This window comes from Pseudomonas sp. TE4620 (assembly GCF_056279045.1).
In genome coordinates, this window is sequence record NZ_JBWBQO010000001.1 from 3,613,405 (window position 1) to 3,626,088 (window position 12,684).

Sequence of the window (12,684 nt, forward strand, 5' to 3'; positions counted from 1 at the left end):
TCCCTTGCAACAGAGCCGGATGAATCCCACCTACCAAAGCACAGCCTAGGCTATTTGCCATTAATCCTGCAGAGCTTTTCTCACTTGCTAACCAATTTGCCCTAACTCTGTTGCAAATGGCCGTACAGCTTGGCGTACAAGCCACCTTCGGCGATCAATTGCTGGTGATCGCCGTCCTCGGCGACATGGCCGCCGTCAAACACCAGCACCCGGTCGGCCTGCTTCACCGCCGACAGGCGGTGGGCAATGATCAGCGTGGTGCGGGCGCTGAGAAAACGGGTCAGAGCCTGGTGCAGGTTGTATTCGGTGGCCGCATCCAGGGCCGAGGTGGCCTCGTCGAGAATCACCACCTTGGGCTCGGCCAGCACCATCCGCGCAATGGCCAGGCGCTGACGCTGGCCACCGGACAAACGCACCCCGGAGCGACCAACCACGCTGTCCAGGCCTTGCGGCAAGGCGGCGATGGTAGCGTCGAGCTGGGCGATGTTCAGCGCCTGCCAGCAGGCATCATCGCTGCAGTCGCGGCCCATGGTCAGGTTGGCGCGCACCGTGTCGTTGAACAGCGACGGGTGCTGGAGTACCACCGCAACATGCTCGCGCAGGGTTTCCAGGCCGATTTCCTGCAGGGTCGAGCCACCAAAGCGGATGGTCCCGGCCTGGGCGCTGTACAGGCCCAGCAGCAGTTGCACCAGGGTGCTCTTGCCACCGCCACTGGCGCCGACGATGGCGACCTTTTCGCCGGGGGCAATCGACAGGTTGAGCTGGTCGAGCACCGGCTCGTCGTTGTAGGCAAAGCGCAGGCCCTGCACCTCGATGCCGACAGTGTCGCGGCCCTTGAACGGGTCGATGCCACCGGGGTATTGCGGCTCGTCGGCCCGCGCCAGCAGCTCGTTGAGCCGGCTCAGGGCGCCGCCAGCGGCGTAGTAGGCGTATTGCAGGTTGAGCAGTTGCTCGACCGGGCCGATCATGAACCACAGGTAGCTGAACACCGCCAGCATCTGCCCGATCGAGAGGTCGGAGAACAGCACCGTGAGCATCGCCGCGGCGCGGAAAATGTCGATGCCGAACTGGAACAGCAAGCCGCTGGCACGCCCGCTCGCGTCGCTTTTCCACTGCGAGGCGACGGCGTAGTTGCGTACCTCCTGGGCGCGCAGGCCAAGGCGGCCGAGGAAATAGCCCTGGCGGTTGCTGGCACGGATTTCCTGGATCGCGTCGAGGGTCTCGGTCAGCGCCTGGGTGAAGCGCGAGGTGCTGTCGTTCTCAAGCTTCTTCAGGTGCTTGACCCGCTTGCCCAACTGCACCGTGGCGAAGATCACCAAGGGGTTGAACAGCAGGATCAGCAACGCCAGCTTCCAGTGCATCCACATAAGGATGGCGGCGGTGCCGGTCAGGGTCAGCATGGCCACCAGGAAGCGGCTGAGGGTTTCGCCGACGAACTTGTCGAGGGTGTCCAGGTCGGTGACCAGGTGGGTGGTCACGGTACCGCTGCCCAGACTTTCGTATTCACTCAGGGAAATGCGCTTGAGGCGCTCGATCAGGCGAATGCGCAAGCGGTAGACGATGTCTTTGGCAAGGCCGGCGAACAGCTTGGCCTGCACCACGTTGAAGGCCAGGGCGGCGCAGCGCAGGGTCAGGGTGAATACCAGCATCAGGCCGATGTAGCCACCAGCAACCTGCCAGTTGCCGGGCAGGAACTGGTTCATCCATTTGAGCGCGGCATCGCCATGGCCGAGCAGCACTTCGTCAACCAGCAACGGCAGCAGCAAGGGGATCGGCACACTGCACAACGCCGCCAGCACGGCCACGCCGTTGGCGATCCACAGGGCTTTTTTATGGCGCAGGGCCAGGCGGCGGATTTCTGCCCAGCTCAAGCGATCAGCATGCACAGGGCCTGGCCCTGGTACCGGGTCGGGTGAACCCGGCAGGTCAAGCACAGGCGGCCTGCTGCAGCCAGCGGCCGAGCAGCGGCTCAAGCGATTCGAGGGCTTGATAGCCATTGGTCAGCAAGGCCAGCTGGCCATTGCGTTCGGCCAGCAGGGTCGGGAAACCGGCAATGCCCAGGTCCTGGACCCAGGTGAAGTCCGCCGCCGTGGCCGCGCGCTGTTCGGCGCTGGTAAAGGCTTCGGCAAAGGCGGCGCGCTGGTAACCGGCCTGCTCGGCCAGTTCTACCAGCAAGGGCGCACGAGTGACGTCTTCGCCGCGCTGGTAGAAGGCCTGCTGGATCAGCTTGAGCAAGGCACCCACGTATTGCGGGTCAAGGCTACGGGCGGTGACCAGGGCCCGACAGGCAGGCTCGGTGTCGTAGACAAAACCGTCAGGCAGTGCGCCTTCGAATTGAAAATCCTGCCCGGTGGCGTCGTGTACCGCCTGCCAGTGATCAAGGATGTAGCCGCGGGTCGAGGCATCCAGCGCACGGCTGCCGGAACGCAGGCCGCCGAGCACCACCCGGGTCGGCACGCCCGCCGCCTGTGCCTGGGCGATCAGGGCCTCGGCGACCGGGGCAAAGCCCCAGCACCATGAGCACATCGGGTCCATCACATACAGCAGGCGTGCGGACATCAATCAGGCCTCGGCAGCTTTGCGGTAGTTGTGACCGATCGGGTGAGGCTGATTGCGCGCCTTGGCCAGTTCGATCTGCTTCTGCCGGTCAATGGCGCTGCGCCGGGTCTTTTCGCTCAGGCTGTCCCAGCAATGCGGGCAGCTGATGCCTGGCGAGTAGTGCTCGGACGCACGGTCTTCCACGCTGATCGGGGTGCGGCAGGCATGGCACTGGTCGTAATCGCCCTCGGTCAGGTCGTGACGCACGGTGACCCGGTTGTCGAACACGAAGCAGTCGCCCTGCCAGCGGCTTTGATCCTGTGGCACCTCTTCGAGGTATTTGAGGATCCCGCCCTTAAGATGATAGACCTCTTCGAAACCCTCGCCGAGCATATAGCTGGAGGCTTTTTCGCAACGAATGCCGCCGGTGCAGAACATCGCCACTTTCTTGTGCTTGGCCGGGTCGAAGTTGGCCTTGATGTACTCGGGGAACTCGCGGAAGGTGGTGGTCTTGGGGTCGATCGCGCCTTCGAAGGTGCCGATCGCCACTTCGTAGTCGTTGCGGGTGTCGATCAGCAGCACTTCAGGGTCGCTGATCAGCGCGTTCCAGTCCTGGGGCTCGACGTAGGTACCGACCTTGTAGTTCGGGTCAACGCCCGCCACGCCAAGGGTGACGATCTCTTTCTTGAGCTTGACCTTGGTGCGGTAGAACGGCTGTTCGTCGCAGTAGGACTCTTTGTGGTCGATATCCACCAGGCGCGCATCGCTGCGCAGCCAGGCCAGCAGGCCGTCGATGCCTTCACGGGTACCGGAGACGGTGCCGTTGATACCTTCCTCGGCCAGCAACAAGGTGCCCTTGATGCCATTGGCCATCATGCTCTCGAGCAGCGGCTCGCGCAGCTCGAGGTAATCTTTCAGGGTGACGAATTTGTACAGCGCCGCAACGACGATAGCTTGGGACATGCAGTAACTTCTCCAGGTGGTCACCCTCGCAAAGGGCGGACCGGATGCCAAATAAAAACGCGCCGACAAGCGGCGCGTTGATCATTCTAGCAAAAACCTGACGAGGAAATCAGTGCTTGCTGCCACCGGCGCAGGTCGGCGACGCCGGGGCGACACCGATTTTCTGCCATTCCTGCGGCGTATAGGTGTGCAGCGCCAGGGCGTGAAACTTGCTCATCAGCTCACCGAGGGTGGCATACACTTTCTGGTGACGCTTGACGCTGTTCAGCCCCTCGAACTGCTCGCTCACCAGCACCGCCTTGTAATGGGTCTGCTGCCCACGGCTGTGCATGTGGCTTTCATCGAGCACCTGCAAGTGCGTGGGTGCCAGCGCTTGCAGGCGGTGCTCGATCTTTTGCTGCATGGTCATGTCGGGCTCCGCTGCTTACTTCTTGGCTGGCGCGGCGGCCTTGCCGGCGTTCGGGTCGAGTTCCTTGGTCATGTCAGCCAGCAGCTTGTTGACCACCGGTACCGCGCTTTCCAGTTTCTGCTGGGTCAGCTGCGCCGATTGCTGGGTCACCTGCGGCATCTTCTCGAGGACTTTCTTGCCCAGAGGCGACTGGTAGAAGGCGACCAGGTCTTTCAGTTCGCTTTCAGTGAAGGTGGTGGTGTAGAGCTTGACCATGTCCGGCTTGAGCTTGTTCCAGCCGATGGCCTGGTCCAGGGCGGCGTTGGCCTTGGCCTGGTAGCTGTCGAGCACGGATTTCTTCGAGGCTGGGGCCTTGGTCTGTTCGAAACGCTGGGCAAACATCTGCTGCACCTGCATGTAGACCGGAGTACCGAGCTTGTCGGCATGCGCCATCATGAGGAATTTTTCAGCACTGGCGTTGTGGCTGGCGGTATCTGCAAGCACCTGGCCGCTGGCGCAGACCAGCGCTACAGCAGTGCAGAGGGCGCGAAGACGGGTCATCGGAATTCCTTCAATAGACAGAGGAGGTAGTACCCCAGAGTAGAGCATTCTGCGCCGACAGTGGCACAGTGCTCAAGTGGGTCGACGCGCGATGGAACCGCTACGCCAAATAAGGACCTAAACTGCGAATTCAGACCACAAGGGAGTGAGCGCAGCATGAGCCGTATCGAAACTGACAGCCTGGGGCAGGTCGAAGTTCCTGACCAGGCCTACTGGGGTGCCCAGACGCAACGCTCGCTGATCAACTTTGCCATCGGCAAGGAACGCATGCCGCTGGCGGTGTTGCATGCCCTGGCACTGATCAAGAAAGCCGCGGCACGGGTCAACAACCGCAACGGAGACCTCGCGGCGGACATCGCCCGGCTGATCGAACAAGCCGCCGACGAAGTGCTCGACGGGCAACTGGACGACCAGTTTCCGCTCGTCGTCTGGCAGACCGGCAGTGGCACCCAGAGCAACATGAACGTCAACGAAGTGATCGCCGGTCGTGCCAACGAACTGGCCGGCAATGGCCGTGGCGGCAAAACGCCAGTGCACCCCAACGATCACGTCAACCGCTCGCAAAGTTCCAACGACTGCTTCCCCACCGCCATGCACATCGCCGCCGCCCAGGCCGTGCAGCACAAGCTGCTGCCGGCGATCACCGAACTGTCGTCGGGGCTGGCGGAACTCTCGGCGCGCCACCAGCACCTGGTGAAAACCGGTCGCACCCATATGATGGACGCCACACCGATCACCTTCGGCCAGGAACTCTCGGCCTATGTCGCCCAGCTCGACTACGCCCAGCGGGCGATCCGTTCGGCCTTGCCGGCGGTGTGCGAGCTGGCCCAGGGCGGCACCGCCGTCGGCACCGGGCTGAACGCCCCGCACGGCTTTGCCGAAGCCATCGCCGCCGAGCTCGCCGCGCTTTCCGGCCTGCCGTTTGTTACCGCACCGAACAAGTTCGCCGCCCTGGCCGGGCATGAACCGCTGACCACCCTCGCCGGCGGCCTGAAAACCCTCGCCGTGGCCCTGATGAAACTGGCCAACGACCTGCGCCTGCTCGGCTCCGGGCCGCGCGGCGGGATTGCCGAAGTACGCCTGCCGGCCAACGAACCGGGCAGCTCGATCATGCCCGGCAAGGTCAACCCGACCCAGTGCGAGGCCCTGTCGATGCTGGCCTGCCAGGTGCTGGGCAACGACACCGCGATCGGCTTTGCGGCAAGCCAGGGGCACTTGCAGTTGAACGTGTTCAAGCCGGTGATCATCCACAACCTGCTGCAGTCCATCGAACTGCTGGCCGACGGTTGCAGCAACTTCCAGCAGCACTGCATTGCCGGGATCGAACCGGATCCCGAACAGATGGCCGCGCACCTGGAGCGCGGGCTGATGCTGGTGACCGCGCTCAACCCGCACATTGGCTACGACAAGGCGGCAGAAATCGCCAAGAAGGCCTACAGCGAAGGCACCACCCTGCGCGAGGCGGCGCTGAGCCTGGGTTACCTGAGCAACGAGCAGTTCGACCAGTGGGTGCGCCCGGAAAAAATGCTCGAACCGGGCGCCAAGGGCTGAATCACCGGGCCAGGCGAACGCGCCTGGCCCGCCAGCCGGCCATGATCGAGGGGCCCAGGGCGGTCAGCGCCGAGCCCAGCACCACCACCAGCGCACCGATGTAGCCCAGGGTGTTGATCTGCTCGGCGTGGACAAAGTCGGGCCAGAACCAGGCTGCCAGGGCCACCGCCACGAAGGTGATCAGCGGCGTCACCGCCAGGGTCGCACTGACCTTGGAGGCTTCCCAGTGCGCCAGGGCTTCGGCAAACGCGCCGTAGGCCACCAGGGTGTTCAAACAGCAGGCAAGCAGCAGCCAGCCTTGCAGCGGGCTCAATTGCAGCGCCTCCAACGGATGCACCCAAGGGGTCAGCAAGGCTGCGCAAAACAGGTAGATCACCATCATCACCTGCATCGAGTTCCATACAGTCAGCAGCTGCTTCTGGCTCAGGGCATAGAACACCCAGATAGAGGTCGCCAGGAGGATGGTCAGCACGCCGGTGGTGTAGACGCTCAGGGAGGTGAGCAGCTCATCCAGGCGTTGATTGAAGAACAGGCCAAAGCCCAGCAGCAGGATCACCAGGCCCATGCCCTGCCCCAGGCTAAAGCGTTCCTTGAACAGGAACACGCTGGCCACCAGCAACAGCACCGGGCCCATCTGCACCACCAGCTGGGCGGTGCCGGGGCTGAGCAGCTTGAGCCCGACCAGGTACAGCACATAGTTGCCCACCAGCCCGCAGGTAGCCAGCAGCACCAGGCCCCAGCCCTTGCGCCCGAGGCCATTGAACGAGGGCAGGCGCTTGCTTGCCGCCAGCCAGGCCAGCAACAGGCCGCCGGACACCAGCAGGCGAAACCAGGTCACGGTGATCGGGTCCATCACCTGCAGCACCTGTTTGAGCTTGATCGGCAGGATGCCCCAGAGCACGGCGGTCAGCAGCGACAAGGACAGACCGTAGACCCAGCGTCCGGAAGAAATATGCATAACCAGCCTCGATAGCCCTTTGGTGGGGGGAAACTGGATTCTACGGGCTGGGTTGGTGGCGAGACAGGCAAGAATGCGGAAAAGAATTCAGTACTTCATTCCCTGAGCTCCTGCTGGGGCTGCTTTCGCAGCCCCCGCTATCATTTCTTGTGCTTCTTGAACGCCGCCTCCAGCGCCTGGTTGATGGTGCGCAACACCTTGACCCGCGCCCAGCGCTTGTCATTGGCCTCGACCAGGGTCCAGGGCGCAATCTCGGTGCTGGTACGGTCGACCATGTCGCCCACAGCCTCCGCGTACTGCCCCCACTTCTCGCGGTTGCGCCAGTCTTCCTCGGTGATCTTGAAGCGCTTGAACGGGATCTGCTCGCGCTCCTGAAAGCGCTCGAGCTGGGTCTGTTCGTCAATCGACAGCCAGAACTTCACCACCACCACGCCAGCATTGCTCAGTTGTTCTTCGAAGTCGTTGATCTCGCCATAGGCGCGCATCCAGTCGGCCTGGCTGCAAAAGCCTTCGATCCGCTCGACCAGTACCCGGCCATACCAGGAACGGTCGAACACGGTGAACTTGCCACGCGCCGGAATGTGCCGCCAAAAGCGCCACAGGTACGGCTGCGCGCGCTCTTCTTCGGTGGGCGCGGCGATCGGCACGATGCGGTACTGGCGCGGGTCGAGGGCTGCCGCCACCCGGCGAATGGCACCGCCCTTGCCCGCCGCATCGTTGCCTTCGAACACGGCAATCAGGGCGTGGCGGCGCATGCGCTTGTCACGCAGCAGGCCGGCCAGGCGCGCCTGTTCGGTAATCAGTTGTTCCTGGTAGTCGTCCTTGTCCAGGCGCAGGCTCAGGTCGAGGCTGCCGAGCAGGCTGCGCTGGTCGATGCTTTCACCCAGCGGCGCGATGTTGGCCTGGTGGATCGGCCCGTGATCGGACTTGAGCGCGGCCTGCAGCCCTTCGAGCAGAATCTTGCCCACAGCCAGGCTGCGGTAATGCGGATCGACGCCCTCGATCACATGCCAGGGCGCGTAGTCGCGACTGGTCTGGCGCAGCACCCGCTCGCCAAAGCGCACGAAACGGTCGTAGGTTTCGGACTGCTGCCAGTCCAGCGGGCTGATCCGCCAGCTGTGCAGCGGATCGTCCTTGAGCGCCTTGAGGCGGGCTTTCATCTGCTTCTTGGACAGGTGAAACCAGAACTTGAAGATCAGCGCGCCTTCATCGCAGAGCATCTCTTCGAGGCGCTCGGCGCCGCGGATGGCCTGGTCGAGCACGGCATCCTTGAACTGGCCATGCACGCGGCCCTGGAGCATCTGGCTGTACCAGTTGCCAAAAAATACGCCCATCCGCCCCTTGGCCGGCAGTGCCCGCCAGTAGCGCCAGGCCGGTGGACGGGCGAGTTCTTCGTCGGTTTGCTGGTCGAAGGTGCGCACCTCGATCAGGCGCGGGTCCATCCATTCGTTGAGCAGCTTGACCGTCTCGCCCTTGCCGGCACCTTCGATGCCGTTGATCAGTACGATCACCGGGAAACGCGCCTGCTGCTTGAGCTCGAACTGCGCCTCCAGCAACGCTTCACGCAGCGCCGGGACCTCGGCGTCATAGGTGTCTTTGTCGATGGCGTGACCAATTTCAGCGGATTCGAACATACCAGGCTCCCTACTTGGATAAGCAAGACTAGCGGATTGTCGAAACCTTTGTCGGCACAAAACAAAGCCTGCCACAAGTCAAACAGCCTGGCGCCGATCAGCTAAAATGGCCCTCTTGCCAATGCTGAGCCGAACATGACCGAAGTAACCCAATACGCCCAGATCGACTGGGACGACCAGGGCCGACCGCACTCGCGCCAATACGACGACATCTATTTCTCCAAGGAGCAGAGCCTGGAGGAAACCCGTCACGTGTTCATCGACCAGAACGACTTGCGCCAGCGTTTCAGCGCAATGCAGCCGGGCCAGTGCCTGGTGATCGGCGAAACCGGCTTCGGCACCGGCCTGAACTTCTTCTGCGCCTGGCAGCTGTTTGCCGAGTGCGCCCCGGCTGATGCGCGGCTGCACTTCATCAGCGTCGAAAAATACCCCCTGACCCGCGCCGACCTCAGTCGCGCCCTGGCCCTGTGGCCGCAGCTGGCGCCGTTCAGCAGCCAGTTGCTGAGCCAGTACGTGGCAGTGCACGAAGGCTTCCAGCCGTTCGCGTTCGAGCAGGGCCGGGTGCGCCTGACCCTGATGATCGGCGACGTGCTGGAGCAACTGCCGCAGCTCGATGCACAGGTGGATGCCTGGTTCCTCGACGGCTTTGCCCCGGCCAAAAACCCGGAAATGTGGACCCCGGAGCTGTTCGCCGAGATCGGCCGGCTGTCAGCGCCCGGCACCACCCTCGGCACCTTCACCAGCACCGGCTGGGTGCGCCGCGGCCTGATCGCCGTAGGCTTTAGCATGAAGCGCATTCCCGGCATCGGCAAGAAATGGGAAGTGCTGCGCGGCACCTTCAATGGCTGGCCGGCCGAGCAGCCGCAACCGGCCGCCAGCGCGCCGTGGTTTGCCCGGCCGCCTGCCCTGCGCGGCCCACGCCAGGCGCTGGTGATCGGCGCTGGCCTTGCCGGGTGCGCCAGCGCCGCCAGCCTGGCCGCCCGCGGCTGGCAGGTAAAGGTGCTGGAGCGCCATGCGACGCCAGCAGCAGAAGCTTCGGGCAACCCGCAAGGGGTGCTGTACCTGAAGCTGTCTGCACACGGCACGGCGTTGTCGCGCCTGATCCTCAGCGGTTTCGGCTACACCCGGCGGCTGCTCGAACGCCTGCAGCGCGGCCAGGACTGGGATGGCTGCGGGGTGCTGCAGCTGGCCTTCGACGCCAAGGAAGACCAGCGCCAGCAGCAACTGGCCGCAGCCTTCAACCCGCAATTGCTGCAACGCCTGGACCGTGAGCAGGCTGAACAACTGGCCGGGGTTGCCCTGGACAGCGGCGGGCTGTTCTACCCTGAAGGCGGCTGGGTGCATCCGCCGGCGCTGTGCCAGGCGCAACTGCAGCACCCGAACATCACCCTGCTGACCCATCATCAGGTACTGCAACTGCGTAAGGTCGACGGCCTCTGGCAAGCCTGGGAAAGCGACAAACTGCTGGCCAGCGCGCCGCTGGTGGTGTTGGCGACCGCCGCCGAAATCCACAACTTCGAGCCTTGCGCCGGGTTGCCGCTCAAGCGCATTCGCGGGCAGGTCACCCGCCTGCCCGTGACAGCGCAAAGCCAGGCATTGACCACGGTGGTGTGCGCCGACGGCTATGTCGCGCCGCCGCGCAATGGCGAGCACACCCTCGGCGCCAGCTTCGACTTTCACAGCACCGACCTCACGCCCACCCCCGGCGAGCACGTCGGCAACCTTGGCCTGCTTGAGGCGATCTCCAGCGACCTGGCCCAGCGCCTGGGCGCCCACAGTCTCGACCCGCATACGCTGCAGGGCCGCGCCGCGTTTCGCTGCACCAGCCCCGACTACCTGCCGATTGTCGGCCCGCTGGCCGAACAGGCGCAGTTCAACCAGGACTACGCCGTGCTGGCCCGCGATGCCCGGCAAATTCCCGCCACCCCCTGCCCCTGGCTAGAAGGCCTGTTCATCAACAGCGGCCATGGCTCGCGGGGGCTGATCACCGCGCCACTGGCGGGCGAAATGATCGCCGCCTGGGCCGACAACGCACCGCTGCCGGTGCCCCGCGCCGTGGCCGAAGCCTGCCACCCGAATCGCTTCATGTTGCGTGAATTGATCAGGAATAAAAAAGCAGCGACAAGCGCCAAGCCACACACTAAAAGCTGATTGACCCGGCGTGCTCTTGCAGCTTGAAGCTTGTCGCTTGCAGCTACCGCTTATAACCGATTGATCTAAAACTCTCGCTATCCGCACCGGTCAGTTTCCATGTGCCCGGGTTTCGGGCACCTTCCCCAACGGCAAAACCGGTAAGGACTTATGTGCGGATTAGCTGGAGAGTTTCGTTTCACCCCTGTTGCCCACCCACCACGCCCGGCGGACCTCGCCGCGGTCGAGCGGATCACCCATCACCTGGCACCTCGCGGCCCTGACGCCTGGGGTTTCCATAGCCAGGGGCCGATTGCCCTGGGCCATCGCCGGCTGAAAATCATGGACCTGTCCGACGGCTCGGCGCAGCCCATGGTCGATAACCAGTTGGGCCTGTCGCTGGCCTTCAACGGCGCCATCTACAACTTCCCCGAGCTGCGCAGCGAGCTGGAAAGCCTAGGCTATGCCTTCTACTCGGACGGCGACACCGAGGTGCTGCTCAAGGGCTATCACGCCTGGGGCGCCGACTTGCTGCCGCGCCTGAACGGCATGTTCGCCCTGGCGATCTGGGAACGTGACAGCCAGCAGCTGTTCCTCGCCCGCGACCGCCTCGGGGTCAAGCCGCTGTACCTGTCGCGCACCGGCGAACGCCTGCGCTTCGCTTCGAGCCTGCCGGCGCTGCTCAAGGGCGGCGACATCAACCCGGTGCTCGACCCAGTGGCGCTCAACCACTACCTGAACTTCCACGCCGTGGTGCCAGCGCCACGCACCCTGCTGGCCAATATCGAGAAACTGCCACCGGCCAGCTGGATGCGCATCGATGCCCAGGGCCGCTGCGAGCAGCAAGTCTGGTGGCACCTGCACTATGGCCCGCGCACCGACGAACAGGACCTGAGCCTGGAAGACTGGCGCGACCGCGTCCTCGACAGCACCCGCGAGGCGGTGGCGATTCGTCAACGCGCTGCGGTGGATGTCGGTGTGTTGCTGTCCGGCGGTGTCGACTCGAGCCTGCTCGTCGGCCTGCTGCGCGAGGTCGGTGTCGATGACCTGTCGACCTTCTCCATCGGCTTCGAGGATGCCGGCGGCGAGCGCGGCGACGAGTTCCAGTACTCCGACCTGATCGCCCGCCACTACGGTACCCGCCATCATCAATTGCGCATCGATGAGCGGGAGATCATCGAGCAGTTGCCCGCGGCCTTTCGCGCCATGAGCGAGCCGATGGTCAGCCATGACTGCATTGCCTTCTACCTGCTGTCGCGGGAAGTGGCCAGGCACTGCAAGGTGGTGCAAAGCGGCCAGGGCGCCGACGAGCTGTTCGCCGGTTACCACTGGTACCCGCAGGTGGACGGCGCGCGCGATCCGTTCGCAGCCTACCGCGAGGCGTTCTTCGACCGCAGCTACGACGACTATGCCGCCACCGTGCAAGCGCCTTGGCTGCTCGATCACGACGCCGCCGGCGACTTTGTCCGCCAGCACTTCGCCCAGCCCGGCGCCAGCGATGCGGTGGATAAAGCCCTGCGCCTGGACAGCACGGTGATGCTGGTCGACGACCCGGTCAAACGGGTCGACAACATGACCATGGCCTGGGGCCTGGAAGCGCGCACGCCGTTCCTCGACTATCGCCTGGTCGAGCTCTCGGCGCGCATCCCGGCGCGCTTCAAGCTGCCCGACGGTGGCAAGCAGGTGCTCAAGGAAGCCGCGCGGCTGGTCATCCCCAGTGAAGTCATCGACCGCAAGAAGGGCTACTTCCCGGTACCGGGGCTCAAGCACCTGCAGGGCGCAACCCTGGACTGGGTGCGTGAGTTGCTGCTTGACCCCAGCCAGGACCGCGGCCTGTTCAACCCCGCCGCCCTCGACCGCCTGCTCAGCGATCCCCACGGCCAGCTGACGCCGCTGCGCGGCTCCAAGCTCTGGCAACTGGCTGCCTTGAACCTGTGGCTCAGCGAACAAGGAATCTGATC

10 protein-coding genes are annotated in these 12,684 nt (G+C 64.1%); 3 read left to right on the top strand and 7 right to left on the bottom strand.

Annotated features, from left to right (window positions below):
* Window positions 1-101: 101 nt before the first annotated feature.
* From ACZ9A3_RS16710 to ACZ9A3_RS16730, 5 genes are all read right to left on the bottom strand, one after another.
* A complete protein-coding gene (locus tag ACZ9A3_RS16710) occupies window positions 102-1,934 on the bottom strand; it encodes an ABC transporter ATP-binding protein (RefSeq protein WP_093380404.1) in 1,833 nt (610 codons plus the stop codon).
* Complete coding sequence (locus ACZ9A3_RS16715; RefSeq protein WP_045195409.1) at window positions 1,927-2,559, bottom strand: DsbA family protein; 633 nt, start codon at window positions 2,557-2,559, stop codon at window positions 1,927-1,929. The genes ACZ9A3_RS16710 and ACZ9A3_RS16715 overlap by 8 nt, the downstream gene beginning before the upstream one ends.
* A 3-nt stretch (window positions 2,560-2,562) precedes the next feature.
* Complete coding sequence (gene trhO / locus ACZ9A3_RS16720) at window positions 2,563-3,501, bottom strand: oxygen-dependent tRNA uridine(34) hydroxylase TrhO (RefSeq protein WP_045195410.1); 939 nt, start codon at window positions 3,499-3,501, stop codon at window positions 2,563-2,565.
* A 109-nt stretch (window positions 3,502-3,610) separates the two neighbouring features.
* Window positions 3,611-3,910, bottom strand: coding sequence for a BolA family protein (locus tag ACZ9A3_RS16725; protein WP_476252926.1), 300 nt, complete (start codon window positions 3,908-3,910; stop codon window positions 3,611-3,613).
* 15 nt (window positions 3,911-3,925) lie between these two features.
* A complete protein-coding gene (locus tag ACZ9A3_RS16730; protein ID WP_093380399.1) occupies window positions 3,926-4,450 on the bottom strand; it encodes a DUF2059 domain-containing protein in 525 nt (174 codons plus the stop codon).
* A 156-nt stretch (window positions 4,451-4,606) separates the two neighbouring features.
* On the opposite strand from ACZ9A3_RS16730, the gene ACZ9A3_RS16735 reads away from it, so the two are divergent.
* Complete coding sequence (locus tag ACZ9A3_RS16735; RefSeq protein ID WP_045195415.1) at window positions 4,607-6,001, top strand: class II fumarate hydratase; 1,395 nt, start codon at window positions 4,607-4,609, stop codon at window positions 5,999-6,001.
* Between the two features lies 1 nt (window position 6,002).
* Here the strand turns inward: ACZ9A3_RS16735 and ACZ9A3_RS16740 are convergent, their stop codons facing one another.
* Both ACZ9A3_RS16740 and pap read right to left on the bottom strand, forming a co-directional pair.
* A complete protein-coding gene (locus ACZ9A3_RS16740) occupies window positions 6,003-6,959 on the bottom strand; it encodes a DMT family transporter (RefSeq protein WP_093380397.1) in 957 nt (318 codons plus the stop codon).
* Window positions 6,960-7,099: 140 nt separating this feature from the next.
* Window positions 7,100-8,593 carry a polyphosphate:AMP phosphotransferase gene (gene pap / locus ACZ9A3_RS16745; protein ID WP_045195420.1) on the bottom strand — a complete coding sequence of 498 codons (1,494 nt, stop codon included), beginning with the start codon at window positions 8,591-8,593 and terminating at the stop codon, window positions 7,100-7,102.
* A gap of 135 nt (window positions 8,594-8,728) precedes the next feature.
* Between pap and mnmC the strand changes: the two genes are divergently transcribed.
* Window positions 8,729-10,744 (top strand): bifunctional tRNA (5-methylaminomethyl-2-thiouridine)(34)-methyltransferase MnmC2/FAD-dependent 5-carboxymethylaminomethyl-2-thiouridine(34) oxidoreductase MnmC1, encoded by a 2,016-nt coding sequence (mnmC, locus tag ACZ9A3_RS16750; protein WP_093380395.1) that lies wholly within the window; start codon window positions 8,729-8,731, stop codon window positions 10,742-10,744.
* A gap of 150 nt (window positions 10,745-10,894) precedes the next feature.
* The gene (locus tag ACZ9A3_RS16755; RefSeq protein WP_045195423.1) at window positions 10,895-12,682 is read left to right on the top strand and encodes an N-acetylglutaminylglutamine amidotransferase; all 1,788 of its coding nucleotides are present in this window, start codon (window positions 10,895-10,897) and stop codon (window positions 12,680-12,682) included.
* The last annotated feature ends 2 nt before the right edge of the window (window positions 12,683-12,684 follow it).